We start from the raw sequence: 19,245 nt of genomic DNA, 5'->3' as shown, positions 1-19,245 counted from the left end.
ATGTATAGAATTTGTAAATTCGAATATGCAGGCTCGGAAAATTGGGGATTAGTCCAGAACGATTCGGTAATTCCAATCCAGGGAAATCATATAACCGATTTTCTTAAACCTAACTGGAAAGTTTCCGTATCGTCGAGCGCTCAAATACCTTTCGAAAACATCCGATTGCTTTCACCTTTTACTTCGCCCTGTAATGTGATTTGCCAGGGGAAGAATTATACGGAACATATTAAAGAAACTGGAATGAATCCGGCGGACAAAGATTATAACCTTTTCTTTATGAAGGCAAGTTCTTCACTAAGTCCGGCAGTCGGAGAGGTTGTTAGACCCAAGCAAGTGCAATTGTTGGATTACGAGGCCGAAATGGCTTTAATCGTAAGAAAACCTATTTTGAACTCCATTAGAGTGACCGAAGAAAATCTACACGAGTATATAGCGGGAATTACGTTAGCGAACGATATATCGGCGCGGGACATTCAAATTCCGCAAGGGCAATGGTTCAAAGGGAAAAGTTACAGAACATTTTGCCCGGTCGGACCATTCGTAGTTTTGTTAAATTCGGACGAGATAAAACGAATCCCTGAACTTTGCATCAGTTTGAAAGTAAACGATGAAGTTCGACAATATTCTTATTTGAGGAACATGATATTTTCTCCCGCAGAAACTTTAACCGAACTTTCCGGTTTAATGAATATTTATCCGGGAGACTTAATTTTAACAGGAACTCCTTCAGGAGTCGCTTTGACAGCCCCGGGCGGCTTACTTAAAAAAATCGCGACCCTTCTTTTTTCTGAAAAGAAAGTAATGCGGATTTTTATTCGGAATCAATCAAAGAATCGACGTTATCTAAAGAATGGAGATCGGATAGAAGCCGAATTAAAAACCGACGACGGGTCCATTGACGTCGGCATGATGAAATTGTTCGTAGGAGGAGAATAAACGATTTTCTTACTTCCACAGTCAAAGATTTTTGTCTTGCCTTTCATAATTTTTTTAATATAACTCTCGGGTCGTGGCCAGCCCGAAGAAACGTTCCTCAGCCTTTATGTTTGCGGCCTTCGAAACGTATAAACCCCGTTCATATCAAAATGGGGTGAACGATGGGCTTGAATTTTTACTCTCCAAAGTTCGGAAGGTACTCGATATCAATGAGGAAGAAGCGCTCCTCGCACTTAGGGACATAGATGATGGAGCGCAAATTCTATCAATTCGTTACTGGCTATTCTTAACGGCTTCGTCCGGAATTGCAACTCTTGGAGTGATGCTTGCCAGTCCTGCAATTCTAATTGGGGGAATGATGCTCTCCCCGCTTTTGCGGCCGGTAACCGGTATTAGCGCGGGCTTTGCGATCGGAGATGTTTATCTTAGCATTAAGTCCATTCTAAATCTAATAATAGGCTGCCTTTTAACCATTATTACTTCCGCTCTATTGAGTTGGATTTCTTCCGTTCGCGAAATCAACCCGGAACTATTAAGTAGGATTAGTCCTAATATCTCTTATTTTTTGATTTGTATTTTTTGCGGTTTGTTAAGTTTTATCGCTTCGATTCGAACTACCAAAGACAACTATAAGGTAGGAGTAGGAACAATTTTAGGTATAACATTGCTTGCACCGCTTTGTATGCTCGGCTTCGGGCTGGGAGTCGGAATGCGCTCCGATATTCTCCAAGGCGCCTTACTTACATTTTTAACGAACATTTCGGTAGTCGTCGTTACTGGAGCGATCTGTTTCTATGCCGTTTTTAAAAAATGCGATATTCCTAGCGTCATTCATCTTCTTTCATCGCGACGAAGCAAGGATGAGCAATTGTATCAGTTCCTTTCTTCTTTTAAATTATGGCAAAGATTGGAATCGCAGTTTTCTTTAGAAAATCGGGTAGTATTCCCTAGTTTGCTTATTTTACTTTTTTCTTATCCGATATTCAGTTCGATATTTCTACTCAAACAGAAAGCGGAAGTTCGTAGCTTTTTGGAAAGTAAACTAGCTCAGCTTGGAGACCTAAGTTTCGTTCGCGGAAGCGAAACTCTGGTATTTACCCGAGCAAACGTATCGGGAACGTTAGTCTTTTATTCTCGAAAACCGCCAATCGGATTAACAAAATCTTTAAACGAAGAACTGACCGCCAACTTTCCCGACATTCGTTTTGGGATTAATCTAGTACGAGTCCAGCGAGAAAGTGATACTCACCAAACTCGATTATCCGATTTGATGGAAAACGAATTTTTCGATCGGTCTCGACATGAAAGTAACGCTAAAGAGATTCAAAATATAGTGAATAACGCAAGAGATATCGTTTCTAAACGTTTTCCTGAAGAGGCCGGCTATCCTATAGACATTAATCTACAGATTCGATCAGAAGGCATTCAATCGATCGTTATCGAATATGTCGGACAGCCATTATCCTCCGAAACGGAGAAAATGCTCGCATCCTCTCTTGCAAAAGAATTCGATCCGATTGCCGGAAATTTAGATAAAATCGGCCTAAGAAGAGTCGGCGGAATCAGAGGTTCGATTGGTTGCGGAAGTTCCATGGTATCCAAAGGGGAAATCCGCCGGGAATTCGTTTCAGTACTGGAAAAGATTTCCGCTCATCCAACTTTGGGGATAGAAGTATATTTCGGAAATCCTCCGGATGGAGCTCCATCGGAAGACGATCCAAAAAATTGGGAGACTTGGATAAAACCCTGGGAGCAAGCTAAAGTCAGCTTATCCGCCTCAGATTCGGAGAATTGCAAGTTTAAGTGGCATTACAAGCAGCTTTAAGTAAACAATCCGACTAGCCTTAAAACTAGGTCTCAAGGGTTGAACCCTATAGGGAACTCATCAAGATCTTCGTTTAATATTTTACGAATCCAATCGGGAATAGGTATGGAACTCTTCGTCCGATGGTCGTACGAAACTTGTATAGTCTTGGCTTTTGCAAAGTGAACATTCGTATCGTGTTCGCGAACAATAGACGTAAATTCCCAGGATTTATTTCCTATCTTTGAGACACAAGTAACGACCTCAACTTGATGTTGTAGTTCCACAGGTTTGAGCAAGTCGATCTCTATTCGGGCAAGTAGAAACGGGACATCGTAAATATCTTTGACGGCGAATTTTTTTTGACAATAATCGACTCGCCCGATTTCAAGATAAGAGACGTATCTCGAATTGTTTACGTGCGCAAAGGGATCCAAATCATTCCAACGGGTCTGAATCGGAGTAATAAGCACGAAACGTTCCTTAAAATTGCTTCAGGAAGCGGAGATTACCTGAATGCAGATATCGAATATCATGTATTCCGTATTTCATCATCACGAGCCGATCTAAGCCGAGTCCGAATGCAAAACCGGTCCACTCTTCCGGGTTCAGACCGTTTAATTTAAATACGTTCGGATGCACGAGACCGCAGGGCATTAGTTCCAACCAGCCGGAGTGTTTGCAAACCGAACAACCGACACCGCCGCAAACCTGACAGTTAATGTCCAATTCGAAAGCAGGCTCGACAAACGGGAAAAAACCCGGACGAAGGCGCGTTTTAACTTCCCTCTCGAAGATTCTTGAGAGGAGAACGTCCATCGTATAAATCATGTTTCCAGCCGAGATATCTTTTCCGACGACCATTCCTTCTATTTGATAGAAACATGTTTCATGAGAAGCGTCCACTTCTTCATATCTAAAAACCCTGCCAGGAGCGATAATTCTAAATGGAGGTTTCAATTTTCGTAATGCACGAACCTGGATGGGAGAAGTATGAGTCCTAAGTAAATTACCGTCTTCCAAATAGAATGTATCCTGCATATCTCTTGCCGGATGATCTTCCGTAAAGTTAAGTGCGCTAAAATTATTGAAGTCGGTTTCCACTTCGGGACCGTCCCAAATTTCAAATCCCATCGAAGTAAAAATATCCTCCACTACGTACTGGATACGGGAGATGGGATGCAATGTACCAAGTTCGGCCGAACCGGTCGGGCGTAGAACGTCGAACCATTCCTTAGATGCAAGTTCATCGAATATCTTCGATTTTAAATTCTCGCGAGTTTGCACGACGAATTCTTCCAATCTTCGAGAAAGATCATTTGCCTTTCCGCCTATCGTCTTTTTTTCTTCGATAGAAAGCGAGGCCAGATTTTTTAGAACGGAAGTAAGTTTACCTTTCTTGCCTAAATATTCGTTTTTATTCTTATCCAATTCCGCTTCGTCGGCTGAGGACGATATGAGGCCGGTTGCTTCCGAATAGATCTTGTCCAATTCTTCCGATAGATTCATTTTCTTGATCCCGCAATATCCTTAAGTAAAGGGTAAATTCCGCCAAAAGCCCCGTTGGACATAGCTAAGATCAGAATTTTCTCCCCTTCGAATTGGGGAAGGATTTTCCTTAATTTCAGAATCAAGTCCTTAGGATCCTTACAATAGAACGGTAAGGTTCCCGAATGCTTCGGGAGCTTTAAAATCAGTTTTTTTACATCCAGCCGATTTTCCTTGGATACTTTTTTCAAATTAAAGATTTCCGTAATAAATGTTACCGTTGAGCCGTTAAACGCGAAGGAATACTCCTTTTGAAAAACATTTCTATATGATGTCGCACTTCTAGGTTCAAAAAGACTAATGATCTTATGATCCGGAAAAGCTTTTCTAACCGATTTAATCGTCTCTTGCACAGCTACGGGATGATGAGCGAAATCCTCGATCACTATCGTTTTGGAGGATTCGAATAAGATCTCTTGACGTCGTTTAACGCCTGGAAATTTTTCCAGCGCGTCCAGCAAGATCGACCTTGGATCCAATTTACCTTCCTTTTTTAGGATTTCTTCACAAACCCGTAGCGCCACTTCGGCGTTTCTATAATTATGATCCCCAAAAAAACGAGGACGAAGAACTCGATGGCCCGAAACCAAATTTCCCTTCTTCCAAGAGAGAACAGATTCCTTTCTATTATACTCGAACGCTTCCGAACGTAAAAACTTAGACGCATCCTTACATAGTTTTTTTAGATTAGCAGCGCCCGCCCAATAGTAAACTTTTCCTTTTCCTGGGACTAATCGCAGTAAGCGGGCAAACATCGTTTCGATTTCTCCGATATCCTTAAAGATATCTGCATGATCGAAATCTAATGCATTTAATACCGCGTACAAAGGTCGATAATGCAGAAATTTAGAAGCTTTATCAAAGAAAGCCGTGTCGTATTCGTCTCCTTCAATGACAAAATATTCTCCCTTTGAATATTCAAAACCGGGAAAACCATCCTGACGAATTCCACCCACAAAAAGACCGGGATTCAATCCGGCTTCCTTGAGCAAATGATGTATCAAAAACGTTGTAGTGGTCTTACCGTGAGTCCCCGCTACCACTACGACTTTCTTCCCTGCTAAAATATAGCGTTCCAAAGCCGAAGACATGGACGCATATTCCATGCCTCCGTTTAAAACTTCCTCTACTTCGGGATTTCCGCGAGAGATCGCATTACCGATTACGACTAAGTCTTTTCCCTTTAGACGGGAGGGATCGAATCCTTCGGCATAAGGAATTCCCCATTCCTTTAGCTTGTCGGACATAGGCGGATAAACACCCGAATCCGAACCGGAAACTTCATGGCCTAAACTTCGAAGCATCGAAGCGAGATTCCCCATGGCAATGCCGCCGATTCCGATCAGATGAATCTTCAATTTAAAAGCGTCCTAAAGATATTATATACGATCGTAAATACTAGAGCAAGACTAAGCAAATATGCAACGGATGCTAAAGAGAAAATTAAGAATTCTCTGGCTTCAGAACCGCTGACTCTCCTCATTCCTACAAAGCAAAGATAATAGGAAAATAAGAAGGCGATGCCTATAAAGAGTGCATGGAAAGGCGAAGGTAGAATCCAAAAAATCGAAGACGCGGAAAATGGAAGGAAAGCGATCGTTAAAACGTCTGCAGGAGGAAAGCTTTCCCCTTTCGTTCGATCTATCTTTCTGTAGAATACTCGAAGAACGTCCAGTTGAAATACTACGAATAGTATAATCGGATAAGCGATAATCGAAGCAAGCATGCCGGAAAACACGGTAGTACTTACTTCTTCCGCAAAAATCCATTCAAAGGCGATGCGAATTACATTGCCCGAAAATTTTGCGATCGGCCCTAAAATCCAAAGGGCATAATGCAATCGAAACAATTCCTTTCGACCTAAAAGCGGCTCTCTTAGATATAAATCGAACGCCTCCTCGGGAGATCGAAATAGCCTTTCTAATAAGGAAAGTTTTACCTTATCGACTTCGGATACCGACTCTATTTGCGATATTGGAATCATTTTTTCTTCGGAGGTGGAAGCGAAATTTTCGGTACTGCCAACTCTATCAGGCCCGCACTCTCTTTGATTTTACGGAAGGATTCCTCTGTCACGTAAAAAGGGGGTTCCTTAAAGATTCCGTTCCAAATTCTGATCGTAGGAATGTATTTCTTGTCCCCGATTTCAGTCGGTTTATGAAAACGAAATGTAATTTCGTCACCTTCGGTTAACAAAATTTTCATTGTAGCCAAGGAAAATTGGGACTTCGATCCTTCAGGGGATAGTAAGTTGCCGACTTTAAAGCCTGCTCCGTTTTCCTGATCCGGATATAACTCTACTTTTAGATTAATCGTAGCTCGATATAAGTCTTCACCTACGTTCGGATCCAATAATATGATTTTTCCCGAAACCCGTCGCCAATAGTTGCGTTTTGCTCCGTTTTCCTGATACGGATGGTTATCAATACGGACAGGCTTTCCGCCTTCGTCCAAATAATAAATTTCCTTTACCGATTCCTTTCCGGGAAAGACAAGTTGCCTCTGGCGAAAATCGTCCGGCCCTTTTTGGAATCGATCGAAAATATACGAATAAGCCGACAGTAAAGCGCGCGGTGTTCCCTCCTCTAGTACGATACGAGTAGAGCCGTTCGAATGCTTTTTACCGAAACGGAGAGTCTTGGTTCTGTTTCCCGAGTATAAAATTAACCGAGGAGCTCCATCTCCCAAATCCAACGAAGAGGATATCGTAACTCCTTCGGCGAGTGATTCTGAATCTTTTACTTTAAGTTGCCCTAAATCGCGAAACGTATTTTCAGCGTTATATCCGCCTTCGTATTCTATCTTCTTTCCTGTCTCTTCATCCAAAGAGGAAACTAAAAAGAATTGTCCCCCTTTTTTGACGCCTTCTTTCAAAAAGATGGAGAAAGGGTTTTTATAGAAATTTTCTCCCGTTTCATCGATCCATTCCTTGCTCGGAGGAAGATATTCCAACTTATCAAGCGGCAATTTCCAGTACGTGATTTCAGTTAGATCTTCCTTTCGATCTTCTAATACAAGAAATACGATAAACAGAAGAGCGACCAAACCGAAAAGAAGGTAGAGTTTAGTTCTCATCCTTCCTCCCGATTTTTCTTCTTCGAATCACATAAATCGAACCTAATCCTGCAATTAAACCAGGAAAGACGAACATTCCCAAGATCCACACCGCCCTCTTTTGCCCGTCGGTCAGCGAAACCGTTTGTATCTCTTCTTTCTTGGGGGCAATTGCAGGCAGACTTAAATTCTGATACATCCAAGTGGTCGAAGAGCTAGCAAGTTCATAGTTTGCCGCAAAAGGAAGATACTGATCGGTTAACCAAGAAGTTCCGGAATAAATAACTATTCTTCCCTGTTCTCTAACAGCGGAATCGTTCGGAATAGAGGGAATCGGAGGAGCTCCCGGAACCACGTCTGCTGGAGAAGTTTCGGTTTTCTGGATTGTTTGAAGAACTAGCCCGATCGGAAGATTCTTTTTTTCTTCTCCCGGATCTTGTTTGCCGTTTTGATTCGGGTCGAGATAGGCGTCTCCTCCACTTTCTAGTAGAATAAAGGAATCGAATTCCTTTTTATTTCCGGGAGCAACCTTAGCTTCGAAATAACCGGAATACGGAAATACTACCCCCAGATCTTTCTTGGAAAGAGATTCCTCGATCGGATGCTTACGAAAGGATTTAGTTACGATAACTCCCGGTTGGGATGGAACCTGAGAAAAACCGGTTTTAATAAAACTATAGCCGGCTTCTTGTAAAAGCCAATCGAAAGTTTCTCCTCCCTTTGGTTCGATCGTAATCAGAACTTTACCGTTTCGTTTCACAACATAATCCAAGATTGCGGCTCGCGCCTCAGGACCGAACGGTACGGTCGGTCCTGTAATCGCTAAAAGATCGGCATTATCCGGAACCTTCGGAGGCCATCCGTCTTTGAATCCCAGGCCGAAAACTTTGAAATTCAAAAACGCCAAACCTGCGCTGAGTCGATTTAATCTTTCATTTGGTAAATTTTGAAATACTTGAGAATAGCGCTCACCGTTCGATTCCGTAAAGTAGATCTTTCTCTCGTTGGTGGTCACGTTAACAACGGCTTGAACGAATTTTCTTTCAAAATCTTCCAGGTCGGACTTATCCTTTACACTGATCCTTTGTTCGGGAAATTTTTCAACGGCAGTAGCCCCTTTTTTCTTGAAGCGTACTAGTACTATCCCGTTCGAAACCTGACCGAAATCTGCGAGTTCGTCCAATTCCACATCCGCGTTAATGAACTTAACTTTAAATGCAGGGTGAATTGAGGTAAGCTGACCCAACAAGATTTCGAGATCAGGACGAATTCTCCGTAAAGCTAGCGAATTCGACTTATCCGAACTTGGCGAGCTTTCCAAAGGCCTCGGATAAAAGGCGATCACGTCTATCTCGCCTTCCGGAAGCTGTTTCAAAAGTTTTTTTGCTTCTAAGGAAAAGGAAAATTGTCCATGGGAACTTAAATCGAAATTATGATTTCTGATGGTCGAAACGTAGTTCGCCAAAATGATAATCAAGAGTAAAATGCCTGTTCCTAAAAGGAAGTCGCGAATCAGCCCCTGCTTTGACGATTTTAAACTAGATTGTGCGCCTAACGATTCCCTTTCCCATTCTCTTAATAAACCTAGAAAAAAACTTCCGAGAACGAAAAGGACCAAAATTACTAATAGGAATTCCCGGACCGAAGAGATCCAGACGGGAGCGGCGCCTCCCTTTTGGAGAGCAAAATCTTCCAAATAAGATCGTAAGAAATAAATTCCTAATGCACCGATTCCCAGTCCGGATGAAGCCAACTGGTTCATATCCTTTTCATCTTTCTTAGGAATTAAAAAAGAAATACTTCCGGCTGCGACGAAAAGGGCCAGAACTCCTAAAGAAAAACCTAATTTAGAACCGACTGCAATCAAGCTATCGTAAATCGGAAAGAAAAGAAGTAAGCCTAGGATGGATCCCCAGGAAAGAATTCTGCGAAATAATTCGTTCTTCATCCTCTCCACCTCCTAGATTCGAGAACTTTGACCGTTAAATATAAAAAGAATATTGTTCCGCTCAAAAAGAAAACGATGCTGTTCAAAGGAAGCACTCCTTTCGAAAACCCGATAAAATGGGAAAAAATGTGCAAATGAAATAAAACTTTCCTAGTAACCGCATCGAAGAGATACGAGAAGAATCCTATTACCCAGAGCGTCAGCAAAATCATAATGGAAATCAACATGGATATCATCTGATTCTTTCCTAAACTTGAACCGAATAAACCCACTGCAAACGTAAACAACCCGAGTAAAAAAACTCCGATCGTTCCGGAAGCGACGATATACAAAGGAGCTTTCCAAAAGAAATATAAGAATAATGGAAAGAGTCCGTCTACCAAGACCGAAACGATCAAACAAACAAAGGCACCGAATAAAAATTTTCCGACTACGATTTCCAAGTCGGTTACGGGGGAGGTAAAGAGTAACTCTAGAGTTCCTCGATTTCTCTCTTCCGTAATCGATCCCATAGACACAATAAGCATTGCGATTAAAATCGTGCTCATAAAGGAAATGAAAGTTACGACCGTCGTCTCCGCATAATTCGTCCCAGAATTGAAATTAAGGATCAGGACAAAAAGGGAATTTAAGAACGCCGTACCACCTAATACTAAAGGAGCAAGATAGGTCCCGAAGAATACCCTCACTTCCTTCCAAAAAATCCATTTTATATTACGAAACATCAATATTGTCCCTTAAACTTTGTTCATAAAGATCTGTTCCAGGGTCACGTCCTGCTTACGTATATATTCCGGCAGGATTCCCGAAGAATTAATTCCGAAATAAAGTTCCTCTTTGAACTTTCTTTCCGATCCGGTATTAACTAGAAAAGTAATCCCTTGCGGTTCTTCTCCTACAAAACGGATCGTAGCCCCGACTTTATTCGAAATCCCGGTCAGGTAGGCTTCGATCTCCGCTTTAGGTTTACCCGAAAGCGTTACTTCCAAACCGGAAAGATTTTCCATTTCCTTTTCCAACTCCGATCGATCGCATTGATACACGATTCTCCCATTGTGAAGGAATAGAAACCGATTACACGTTTTATAAACTTCCGGAAGAATATGACTCGAAAGCAAAATCGTGTGTTTCTCTTGCAAGTTTTGAATCAGGCTTCGGATTTCGACGATTTGCTTCGGATCCAGACCCGAGATCGGTTCGTCCATAATGATCACTTCCGGATTTCCCAAGATCGCTTGCGCGATACCGACGCGTTTTTTAAATCCGAGCGAAAGAGTTTCGATTACCTTATCTTTTACGCTGGAGAGGTCGGTTAATGAACAGACTCTTTCGAGTTCGGATTCGATATTCTCTTCATCAATCTGTTTGATTCGCGAAGCAAAGACCAGATATTCCGATACCGTTAGCTCGGGATAAAGAGGGGGAGTTTCGGGAAGATATCCGATTTTTCTCTTCACCTGAAGAGGGTGCTCGAAGGTATTCAAACCATCTAGCTCGCAGATTCCATCGGTCGCGATCAGATATCCCGTCAAAATTCGAATGGTTGTAGTTTTTCCGGCGCCGTTTAAACCGAGAAGGCCGACGATCTCGCCCTCTTTCAGTTCAAAGTTCAACCGGTCAATTGCCAGTTTCTTTCCGTAAAATTTGGAAAGGTTCCTTACTTTTATCATACTGCTTTCTTTTCCGGAAATACCGGAGATTGGAGAAATTTCTTTATAGATGGGTTTGGGGAAGAATACCTCACACCGAGGGATCGGGGTCAATCATTTTCCCGTATACTAGTTTGTTCCGAATTAATGCGAGGTCAATTTGAAATTATGCGTAAGAAGACTGGAACGATCGTTCTCCTTACACATAACTATCGATTTAAAACAAGAGGAAAAAAGAATTGCGAAACCCAGGCTTGGAAGGAAAGCATCATTTAACGACTACAGTATAAGGCATTCCATGGCAATAGCAAACTTCCTGAACGAAGCCAAAGCACAAGGCAATCGACTATTCCTTCAATTCGGAGGACAAGGATCTCCTTGGTTAAAAGAACTTTCCAAGCTCTATGAATCGGACCCATCCCTAAAGGAATTCTTCGATATCGCCTTTAAATCTCTTGCGGAAGAACTTCCACACCTAGATAAAAAATACATCCCTCAAGGCTATGACTTCGAATCCTGGCTAAAGAATCCTGAATCCGCTCCGGATGAAAGTTACCTTTGCAGCGCCACCGTTTCCATCGTAGGAATCTTCCTAACCCAGGTCGGAAATTACGTCTCTTTGACTCATAAAGGATTTCCGACATCCGAATTGGTATCGAATGCGGTAGGTGCGACAGGACATAGCCAAGGTGTCATCCCTGCGGTATTGATCGCACTCGGCAAAGAGGGCTCGGAATTTTACAAAGAATTTTCAAAATTCCTGAAGTTCGTTCTATATCTCGGATATCGCGCTCAAGAGCAATACGGGATATTCAGCCCGACTGAAGATTTACTGAAAGGCAACGAAGAGATCGGCGATAAGCAACCGGCTCCGATGGTCGCAGTAATCGGTTATTCCCCGACCGAATTGGATGAAAGAGTCAAGGCAATCAATTCGGAGTTAGGACTCACTGGATTGAAATCACTTTACGTTTCTCTTTACAACACTCCGGATTCGAATATCATTTCCGGCGATCCCGATAAACTTCTTCTATTTCGCAAAAAGTACAAAGCCGAGATGGATGAACGAAAAATCAAATTCGTATATCTCAGAACGACCGCCCCTTTTCATTGTCCGTTAATGGAAGGCACTGAAAATTCCGTTCCTAAGGATATGGAAAGAATCGGTTTTGCTTATAAAGGGTCCGATTTAAAAATTCCGGTCTTCTCGATTTTTGACGGACGAAATTTTCAGAACGAGTCGGGCGTAGCTCTTCCTTTGTTCAGAGAAGTTCTGATCAAAGCTCTACATTGGAATAAAGCGATAACGACTTTCGCAAAGACCCCTAAATTAGTAGGTATAGATTTCGGGCCTAGCGTCGTTTCTCAGAAATTAACCCAAGCGAATTTAGAAGCGTCCGAAAACAAAATTTACAGTGCATCTAGTCCAAAAGACATTAAGGTCCTTTTGGCTTAAGCCAAGCTCGCCGCGATAATTCCGTGGCGATAAGGTTACGAACCTGAGTGCCCTCCGGGTTAGTTTTCCAAGATTTGTGAGAACCGCTGCAAGGCGGTTCTCCTTTCTTTTTCCCGAGAATATTCGCAGAAAATTACTTTTTCAAGTTCTGGCTCCGTACAGAGAGGAAGGTCTTCCTCTCTTAGGAAGATCGGCTTACCAGGCCGGACTCCATTGCGAATTGAAACTTTGGATACAAGTCAAAGATCCGACCGCAAAATCGGCCGAAGCACAGAATCAATATATTTCACCTAAGCAAAAATCGATTCTGCGGGAAATCGCGAATCGATTTTATCCCGAGGCGATTCACGCCAGATATAACGACCGAACAACTAGAGCGATGCTAGCCAGAAACGAAGCCGTTCGAGGAGCGGCATTGCAAACCGACTTTTTCGATTTCAGGGCGGACTTTCTCCTCCCTAAGCTAGACGGATGGGAGATCGTCGTGGTTAAGGCTTCTTCCTCGATGAAGAAATCTTATTCGCAAGAATTGTCTTTTTTAAGAATGGTCATGGAGGAAGCGGGCTTTCACGTAGCTCAGAGTACATTATTATTTTTGAATTCTAAGTATTTATATCAGGGAGGAGACGTCGATCAAAACGCCCTCTTTATCCGCAAAGACGTTAGCAAGGAATCTTTGGCCGCTCTACCCATTACTAGGGAACGAGCATTTAGAATGTTGGAAGTCCTGGAAGAGACTTCGCTCCCGCCCAGGGCAAACGTAAAATCTTGCGAACATCCTCGAAGCTGCCATTATCCGGACAATTGCCTATCGGACGCCCCGCCAGGAGATTTATTTTCGTTAAGAGAAGGTAAAGAAGAAACACTTCGTCTGTGGAATGCTGGAGTTCGAAATCTTTCCGAAATCGTCGACTATGACGAATTTACCGTCAGACAAAAAATCCAAATAAATGCCATAAAAAGCGGAAGAGAATATCTTAATAAGGGGAAGCTGCTGGAGTTTATGGATAAATTACGATTTCCGCTGTATTTCTTGGATTTCGAAACCATTAACCCTCCTGTACCGATTTATCAAAAATCCAATCCATTTCAACATATCCCGTTCCTATTTTCTCTTCATGTTCTTCGCAGTAATTTAAATGAAGAACCTGAAGAATTTTCATACATCGACGACAACATTATCGATCCAAGATTGGGTATTTTACAATCTCTCTCCGATAAGGTCAGCGCCGGAGGCACAATTCTAGCGTTCAACGACACATTCGAAAAGCGTTGTCTCAAAGAATCGGTACAAGTTTTTCCCGAATTCCGAAATTGGTGTGAATCCATTGAATCTGACTTTCTGGACTTAGCCCTGCCATTCTGGGATTTTGATTATTATCACCCCGACCAAAACGGAACGACCTCCCTTAAATCCGTTCTTCCGGTGTTAACCGGTGAGAATTATAAAAGTTTGACCATCAATGCCGGCTATCTGGCAAATTCGGAATTCTTACGGATAAAAACGGAAACGGTAAGCGACGAAGAGAGAAAAAAAGTACAATCAGACCTGAAGAAATATTGTCGCATGGACACATACGCGCTTGTACTCATACTTCGAAAGCTTTCCGAAAAGTTGGATTGGGTTCCAAAACTCTAATCTTCGCTCAAATCTCCAGCAATATTTAAATCGTTCGTTTAAGAGCCTTTTGGTTCATTTTCCTGCGACCTCAGATCGCTTAACCGTTGATATAAAGAGTTCCGTATCTAGCTAAAATCTGACTTGTCGGATGGGCTCGACCGAATTCCCTATCCTTTAGAATGGCGGCTCAAAAGAATATTAAAAAGATCGTACTCGCATACTCGGGTGGATTGGACACTTCTGTTATCTTGACCTGGTTAAAAGAAACCTACGGCTGCGAAGTCATAGCCTTTACCGCCGACGTCGGCCAGAAAGAAGAACTGACCGGATTGGAAGAGAAAGGAATTAAAACAGGGGCGTCAAAAGTATATATCGAAGATCTTCGGTTGGAGTTCGCCCGGGATTTCATTTTTCCGGCCATCCAAGGGAATGCAATTTACGAAATGCGTTACTTGTTAGGAACGTCTTTAGCACGTCCGCTTATCGCGAAAGCGATGGCCGAAGTCGGTAAAAAAGAAGGAGCGGATGCCTTCGCACACGGAGCAACGGGGAAAGGAAACGACCAAGTCCGGTTCGAACTAGCGTTTAAATCTCTGGCTCCCGAAAAGGAGATTATAGCTCCTTGGAGGACCTGGAGCTTCGGAGGACGCGCCGACCTTATCGAATATGCAAAGTCAAAAGGAATTCCCGTGCCAGTCACGGCTTCAAAGCCCTATTCGATGGACCGTAACCTCATGCATATTTCCTACGAGGGTGGAATCTTAGAAGATCCGTACAAAGAACCTAACGAAGATATGTTTTTGCTTACGGTTTCTCCCGAGAAGGCTCCGGATTCTCCCGAATATGTGGAATTGGATTTTCAAGAAGGGAACTGTGTCGCGGTAAACGGCAAAAAATTGAATCCGCTAGAAGTTATGGAGACCCTTAACACGTTGGGCGGGAAGCACGGGATCGGCCGCGTCGATATCGTGGAAAACAGACTCGTGGGAATTAAATCTAGAGGGGTCTATGAAACTCCCGGTGGAACGATCCTATTTCACGCACATAGAGATCTCGAATCTATCACTATCGACCGGGATACGCAGCATCATAAAGATAAACTTTCCATCGAATTAGCGGAACTCATATACAACGGACATTGGTTCTCATCTCGGATGGCCGCCGTTCGAGCCTTTATTTCGGAGACGCAAAGATTTGTCACAGGAACCGTAAAACTAAAACTTTATAAGGGGAACGCGACGGTCGTAGGGAGAAAATCCCAAATCTCTTTGTACAATCCTGAAATGGCAACCTTCGAAAAAGAAGAGCTCTATAACCAAAAAGACGCCGAAGGGTTTATAAATTTGTACGGACTTCCCGCTAAAGAAGCAGCGAGATTAAGAAAAAAATGACAAGAATTGCAATATACCCCGGTTCCTTTGACCCGCTTACAAACGGCCACGTGGATATCCTTCAGAGATCCATGGGTCTCTTCGATAAAGTCATCATCGGGGTTGCCGTAAACTCGAGTAAAAGCTTCCTTTTTTCGATCGAAGAACGATTGAGTTTTATTCGTCAGGTTACGGAAGGTTGGTCTAATTTGGAAATCGATACCTTCGAAGGATTAACCGTAGATTATTGCAGAAAGCGTGGTGCAAAGAGTATCATTAGGGGACTCCGTGCGGTAACCGATTTCGATTATGAGTATGCAATTTCCCTAATGAATAAGAAACTGGCTCCTGAAATTGAAACAATTTTTCTCATGTCTTCCAACGAATATTCGTTCGTATCTTCGACGATCGTTAAGGAAGTAGCAAGACACGGCCGCGATGTCTCCGCCCAAGTACCGGATATCGTAAGCAAAGCATTACTAAAAAAACTATCGAAATAAGGAAAACCAATGGCTAGAACGTTTATTATGATTAAACCCGACGGTGTAAAAAATAAGCACGTCGGAGACATCCTTCAACGGATCGAAAAAGAAGGATTCAAGATTCTCGGACTGAAATACCTCAAACTTTCTCTAGAAGACGCTAAGCAATTTTATAAAGTTCACTCTGCTCGTCCCTTCTACAATGATCTGTGCAATTATATGTCTTCCGGACCGATTGTTGCAGCTGCTCTCGAAAGAGAAAATGCAGTACAGCATTGGAGAGACGTTATCGGAGCGACCGATCCTAAGGAAGCTGCCGCCGGAACGATCCGAGCTCTATTTGCGGAAAGTAAAGAAGCAAACGCGGTTCATGGCTCCGACTCCGACGATAACTCGGCTCTTGAAATCAGCTTTTTCTTCAAAGGTAACGAATTATTCTAATTCCTAGCTTCTTCGATTAGAATTAGTGTCCGAGAATCGAACCATTAATGAAGATCCCGATGTTTTCGAAGGAAGGCATCGGGTTTTTCTTTTAACGTCTGATATACGAAAACTCCACAAATGCCGTTAAGACTCGACGAGATATCGGGAATTTTTCTAGTAAGAATTACAAAAAATCCTTGTACTTTCTAGAAATATATTTCCTTATTTTTTCAAGGTAGGCGAAATCTTTTCCCCGTTTCGACCGAAGCTAATAATATGAACGCTACAACCAAGGAACAGATCCTAAAGCATAGTCGCATTATAGAAAAATATCGGATCAACGATCCGTTATCAAGCAGTGCTCCGGATTGGATGGACGATGTTTTAGAAGTGATTTACTCTCAGGAAGAGTTTGCCGGCGATCGTCCGGATATCGACCTCGATAGCGAATAAAACTTTCCTTTTCAAACCATAGCAAATCGAAAGACTCTTAAGATGGCCGAATCTGGCCGCTCTTTCTTCGATTATTTCCGAATTTTACTAACTTCTTTTTTGAAATTCAACGCCGGGCTTTTTAGCTCGTTAGATTTATTTTTTAAGAATAAAATCCTTGGTGATTTAATATGGAGATGGTTCTCTTGATTCATTGCGGCTGCGAATAGATCGGAGAAGACCAATGAATGATATCACGGGAAAACGAGTTACCTTAAGAACCGCGCAAGCGGAAGGATTCGTCTTTTGCAAGTCGGAGACGGTCGCGAGGATCAGGCAAAACAATCTTCCTAAGGGCGATCTTTTCGAAGTCGCAAAGGCCGCGGCTCTATTAGCCTCCAAAAAAACATCGGAACTCATTCCTCATTGCCATCCGGTTCCGATAGATTTCTTTTCCGTAGAATTCGAGATTCTTCAAGAAAAGAATGCAATTCGAATTCTTACCTCCGCAAAATCGATAGGAAAAACCGGAATCGAGATGGAAGCCCTGACAGGAGTCTCGATCGCGGCGCTTGTTATTTACGATCTTCTTAAACCGATAGATAAGGAATTGGAAATCTCCGCCATTCGTCTTTTGGAAAAGAAAGGAGGCAAGAGCGATTCCCATATCACAAAATTTGCCGCAGGTTCAAGAGCTGCAATTCTAACATGTTCCGATTCCACTTTTTCGGGAAAGAGGGAAGACGGTTCAGGTCCTGCAATCGAAGAATTGTTAAGAGAACAAGGCGTGGAAATAGCGGAAAAAAAAATCGTTCCGGATGAGCCCGAGGAAATTCGTAAGACTATTTTAAGTTGGGCCGATCAAAAACTGGATTTAATCGTAACCTCCGGAGGAACCGGACTTGGACCTCGAGACAATACTTCGGATACGGTCAAAAGTATCCTAGAACAGGAAATTCCCGGGATCGCGGAAACCATGAGAGCCTTCGGGCAGGATCGAACTCCGTTTGCAATGTTATCCCGTTCGATAGCAGGAAGAATCGGAAAGACTTTGGTCATTTGTGTACCTGGAAGTACGAATGGAGCCAAGGAAAGTTTGCAAGCGATTCTTCCGGCAATCTTCCATGCAAAAAAAATGATGCGAGGAGAAGGGCATTGATCTCGGTAGAGGAAGCGGTTTCCCGAATCTTAAATCAAGTCGAATCTGCATCCTCCGTGACAGTCTCGCTAAAGGATGCGATCGGACGAGTGCTTGCCCAATCCGTTAATGCGGATCGAGATTATCCTCCGTTCAATAGGGCTACGATGGACGGATTTGCCATTCGCGAAGAAGGATTTTCTCCGGATCGCATCTACAAATTTAGGCGAGAAGTCTCCGCAGGTATGTCAATCGATCTATATCCGGAAGAGGAGGCCGTCCGGATCATGACTGGAGCTCCCGTTCCTGACGGGTTAAACGTAGTCATTAAAGTAGAAGATAGTAGAGAACAAAATACGGCCGGTGAAATTCGGTTCGAAGCCAAGTCTATAAAGAAATACTTAAATATAGCGCTACAAGGCGAAGATCTTAAAAAAGGGGATCTTGTATTTTCGGGCGGGGAAACGCTTTCGACTGCCGCGATTTCTTTGCTAGCCTCTCTCGGGAAACGGGATATTAAAGTTTCCGCGCCTCCAAAAATTAGCATCGTTTCGACGGGGAACGAAGTCGTATCGATCGAGCAAGACCCTTTGCCTTGGCAAATTCGGGATTCCAATTCCTATTCTCTATTTTCATTTCTATTCAAATTCGGAATCGAACCCGAATTCGTTACTTTAGTACCCGACGACGAATCTAAAATACGCGAGGCCCTCACAAAAGGATTAGAATCGGATATTCTTTTACTCTCGGGGGGAGTTTCGATGGGGAACCTAGATTTAATTCCCCCTGTTCTAAAAAGTTTATCGGTAGAACAATTGTTTCATAAGGTTTTGATAAAGCCGGGTAAACCGATTTGGTTCGGAAAACGAAAGAGGACCGCTGTCTTTGGATTACCCGGGAATCCTTTCAGCGTCCAAGTATGCGCTCGTATTTTCGTAGAACCTTATATTCGAAAATTTTTAGGTATGAATTCGGAACAACCTTTACGGGTTCCGTTCTTAGGATCCAGAAAAAAGAAGAACCAACTCTCCGAATATTTTCCAGTAGTCCTGCAAACTAGCGACAGAACAGGCGTTTCGCCCAAACTATTTAACGGGAGCGGGGATATTCGGGCCGGATTATTTTCGGATGGAATCGCTTTACATCCCTCGAACAGCGAATCGATTGAAGTCGGTGATTTTGTCGAATTTCGAGCCTGGTAATATTCTAGTACAAGCAATTCATGTCCGGAAATTTTCCCGGAGTAAAGACTAAGAAATTCAAATAATATAGATTCCGATCGATCGTTTTTGAATCGCGGGTCCGTTTTGGCTACACCCAATCAATCGGTAATCAGTTCCCATTCTATCACTAAAATAGAAAATACTTTCATCCCGCTTCG

18 protein-coding genes are annotated in these 19,245 nt (G+C 42.8%); 10 read left to right on the top strand and 8 right to left on the bottom strand.

Annotation, left to right across the window (positions count from 1 at the left end; all coding sequences use genetic code 11):
• Together LEP1GSC050_RS13165 and LEP1GSC050_RS13160 are read left to right on the top strand one after the other, a co-directional pair.
• Positions 1–939 carry a fumarylacetoacetate hydrolase family protein gene (locus LEP1GSC050_RS13165; RefSeq protein ID WP_010571674.1) on the top strand — a complete coding sequence of 313 codons (939 nt, stop codon included), beginning with the start codon at positions 1–3 and terminating at the stop codon, positions 937–939.
• Positions 940–1,012: 73 nt separating this feature from the next.
• Positions 1,013–2,764 (top strand): DUF389 domain-containing protein, encoded by a 1,752-nt coding sequence (locus tag LEP1GSC050_RS13160; protein ID WP_232225715.1) that lies wholly within the window; start codon positions 1,013–1,015, stop codon positions 2,762–2,764.
• A 32-nt stretch (positions 2,765–2,796) separates the two neighbouring features.
• On the opposite strand, the gene LEP1GSC050_RS13155 is transcribed toward LEP1GSC050_RS13160, so the two are convergent.
• The 8 genes from LEP1GSC050_RS13155 to LEP1GSC050_RS13120 are packed head-to-tail and all read right to left on the bottom strand — an operon-like array spanning position 2,797 to position 10,963.
• Positions 2,797–3,216, bottom strand: a complete 420-nt coding sequence (locus tag LEP1GSC050_RS13155; RefSeq protein ID WP_010571672.1) for an acyl-CoA thioesterase — start codon at positions 3,214–3,216, stop codon at positions 2,797–2,799.
• Between the two features lie 10 nt (positions 3,217–3,226).
• The gene (gene pheS, locus LEP1GSC050_RS13150) at positions 3,227–4,252 is read right to left on the bottom strand and encodes a phenylalanine--tRNA ligase subunit alpha (RefSeq protein WP_010571671.1); all 1,026 of its coding nucleotides are present in this window, start codon (positions 4,250–4,252) and stop codon (positions 3,227–3,229) included.
• Positions 4,249–5,649, bottom strand: coding sequence for a UDP-N-acetylmuramate--L-alanine ligase (locus LEP1GSC050_RS13145; RefSeq protein ID WP_010571670.1), 1,401 nt, complete (start codon positions 5,647–5,649; stop codon positions 4,249–4,251). The genes pheS and LEP1GSC050_RS13145 overlap by 4 nt, the downstream gene beginning before the upstream one ends.
• A complete protein-coding gene (locus LEP1GSC050_RS13140; RefSeq protein WP_010571669.1) occupies positions 5,646–6,275 on the bottom strand; it encodes a hypothetical protein in 630 nt (209 codons plus the stop codon). The genes LEP1GSC050_RS13145 and LEP1GSC050_RS13140 overlap by 4 nt, the downstream gene beginning before the upstream one ends.
• Positions 6,272–7,366: a hypothetical protein gene (locus LEP1GSC050_RS13135; RefSeq protein WP_010571668.1), complete on the bottom strand. Its 1,095-nt coding sequence runs from the start codon at positions 7,364–7,366 to the stop codon at positions 6,272–6,274. Before LEP1GSC050_RS13135 ends, LEP1GSC050_RS13140 begins: the two co-directional genes overlap by 4 nt.
• Positions 7,356–9,293: a motility-associated ABC transporter substrate-binding family protein gene (locus LEP1GSC050_RS13130; protein ID WP_010571667.1), complete on the bottom strand. Its 1,938-nt coding sequence runs from the start codon at positions 9,291–9,293 to the stop codon at positions 7,356–7,358. The genes LEP1GSC050_RS13135 and LEP1GSC050_RS13130 overlap by 11 nt, the downstream gene beginning before the upstream one ends.
• Positions 9,290–10,018 (bottom strand): ABC transporter permease, encoded by a 729-nt coding sequence (locus tag LEP1GSC050_RS13125; protein ID WP_010571666.1) that lies wholly within the window; start codon positions 10,016–10,018, stop codon positions 9,290–9,292. The genes LEP1GSC050_RS13130 and LEP1GSC050_RS13125 overlap by 4 nt, the downstream gene beginning before the upstream one ends.
• A 12-nt stretch (positions 10,019–10,030) precedes the next feature.
• Positions 10,031–10,963: an ABC transporter ATP-binding protein gene (locus LEP1GSC050_RS13120; RefSeq protein ID WP_010571665.1), complete on the bottom strand. Its 933-nt coding sequence runs from the start codon at positions 10,961–10,963 to the stop codon at positions 10,031–10,033.
• A gap of 277 nt (positions 10,964–11,240) precedes the next feature.
• Between LEP1GSC050_RS13120 and LEP1GSC050_RS13115 the strand changes: the two genes are divergently transcribed.
• The 8 genes from LEP1GSC050_RS13115 (at position 11,241) to LEP1GSC050_RS13085 (ending at position 19,066) form a co-directional block, all read left to right on the top strand.
• Positions 11,241–12,398 carry an ACP S-malonyltransferase gene (locus tag LEP1GSC050_RS13115; protein ID WP_010571664.1) on the top strand — a complete coding sequence of 386 codons (1,158 nt, stop codon included), beginning with the start codon at positions 11,241–11,243 and terminating at the stop codon, positions 12,396–12,398.
• 76 nt (positions 12,399–12,474) lie between these two features.
• Complete coding sequence (locus LEP1GSC050_RS13110; protein ID WP_010571663.1) at positions 12,475–14,037, top strand: DUF2779 domain-containing protein; 1,563 nt, start codon at positions 12,475–12,477, stop codon at positions 14,035–14,037.
• 161 nt (positions 14,038–14,198) lie between these two features.
• The gene (locus LEP1GSC050_RS13105; RefSeq protein WP_010571662.1) at positions 14,199–15,410 is read left to right on the top strand and encodes an argininosuccinate synthase; all 1,212 of its coding nucleotides are present in this window, start codon (positions 14,199–14,201) and stop codon (positions 15,408–15,410) included.
• Positions 15,407–15,889, top strand: coding sequence for a pantetheine-phosphate adenylyltransferase (gene coaD / locus LEP1GSC050_RS13100; protein ID WP_010571661.1), 483 nt, complete (start codon positions 15,407–15,409; stop codon positions 15,887–15,889). The genes LEP1GSC050_RS13105 and coaD overlap by 4 nt, the downstream gene beginning before the upstream one ends.
• A 9-nt stretch (positions 15,890–15,898) precedes the next feature.
• Complete coding sequence (locus LEP1GSC050_RS13095) at positions 15,899–16,312, top strand: nucleoside-diphosphate kinase (RefSeq protein ID WP_010571660.1); 414 nt, start codon at positions 15,899–15,901, stop codon at positions 16,310–16,312.
• Positions 16,313–16,570: 258 nt separating this feature from the next.
• Positions 16,571–16,747: a hypothetical protein gene (locus LEP1GSC050_RS20980; protein ID WP_010571659.1), complete on the top strand. Its 177-nt coding sequence runs from the start codon at positions 16,571–16,573 to the stop codon at positions 16,745–16,747.
• A 223-nt stretch (positions 16,748–16,970) separates the two neighbouring features.
• The gene (gene moaCB, locus LEP1GSC050_RS13090; RefSeq protein ID WP_020987526.1) at positions 16,971–17,885 is read left to right on the top strand and encodes a bifunctional molybdenum cofactor biosynthesis protein MoaC/MoaB; all 915 of its coding nucleotides are present in this window, start codon (positions 16,971–16,973) and stop codon (positions 17,883–17,885) included.
• Positions 17,882–19,066: a molybdopterin molybdotransferase MoeA gene (locus LEP1GSC050_RS13085; protein WP_010571658.1), complete on the top strand. Its 1,185-nt coding sequence runs from the start codon at positions 17,882–17,884 to the stop codon at positions 19,064–19,066. The genes moaCB and LEP1GSC050_RS13085 overlap by 4 nt, the downstream gene beginning before the upstream one ends.
• Positions 19,067–19,245: the final 179 nt, after the last annotated feature.

It is taken from the genome of Leptospira broomii serovar Hurstbridge str. 5399 (genome assembly GCF_000243715.2).
GTDB classification, from domain to species: Bacteria; Spirochaetota; Leptospiria; order Leptospirales; family Leptospiraceae; genus Leptospira_B; species Leptospira_B broomii.
The sequence above is the reverse complement of the archived record's forward strand: the minus strand, read 5'-3'. Positions and strand labels throughout refer to the sequence as shown.

Coding starts and splice junctions, on each gene's coding strand:
- LEP1GSC050_RS13165 (WP_010571674.1), top strand. CDS start 1: ATGTATAGAATTTGTAAATTCGAATATGCAGGCTCGGAAAATTGGGGA.
- pheS (WP_010571671.1), bottom strand. CDS start 4,252: ATGAATCTATCGGAAGAATTGGACAAGATCTATTCGGAAGCAACCGGC.
- LEP1GSC050_RS13140 (WP_010571669.1), bottom strand. CDS start 6,275: ATGATTCCAATATCGCAAATAGAGTCGGTATCCGAAGTCGATAAGGTA.
- LEP1GSC050_RS13135 (WP_010571668.1), bottom strand. CDS start 7,366: ATGAGAACTAAACTCTACCTTCTTTTCGGTTTGGTCGCTCTTCTGTTT.
- LEP1GSC050_RS13130 (WP_010571667.1), bottom strand. CDS start 9,293: ATGAAGAACGAATTATTTCGCAGAATTCTTTCCTGGGGATCCATCCTA.
- LEP1GSC050_RS13125 (WP_010571666.1), bottom strand. CDS start 10,018: ATGTTTCGTAATATAAAATGGATTTTTTGGAAGGAAGTGAGGGTATTC.
- LEP1GSC050_RS13120 (WP_010571665.1), bottom strand. CDS start 10,963: ATGATAAAAGTAAGGAACCTTTCCAAATTTTACGGAAAGAAACTGGCA.
- LEP1GSC050_RS13115 (WP_010571664.1), top strand. CDS start 11,241: ATGGCAATAGCAAACTTCCTGAACGAAGCCAAAGCACAAGGCAATCGA.
- LEP1GSC050_RS13105 (WP_010571662.1), top strand. CDS start 14,199: ATGGCGGCTCAAAAGAATATTAAAAAGATCGTACTCGCATACTCGGGT.
- coaD (WP_010571661.1), top strand. CDS start 15,407: ATGACAAGAATTGCAATATACCCCGGTTCCTTTGACCCGCTTACAAAC.
- LEP1GSC050_RS13095 (WP_010571660.1), top strand. CDS start 15,899: ATGGCTAGAACGTTTATTATGATTAAACCCGACGGTGTAAAAAATAAG.
- LEP1GSC050_RS20980 (WP_010571659.1), top strand. CDS start 16,571: ATGAACGCTACAACCAAGGAACAGATCCTAAAGCATAGTCGCATTATA.
- moaCB (WP_020987526.1), top strand. CDS start 16,971: ATGAATGATATCACGGGAAAACGAGTTACCTTAAGAACCGCGCAAGCG.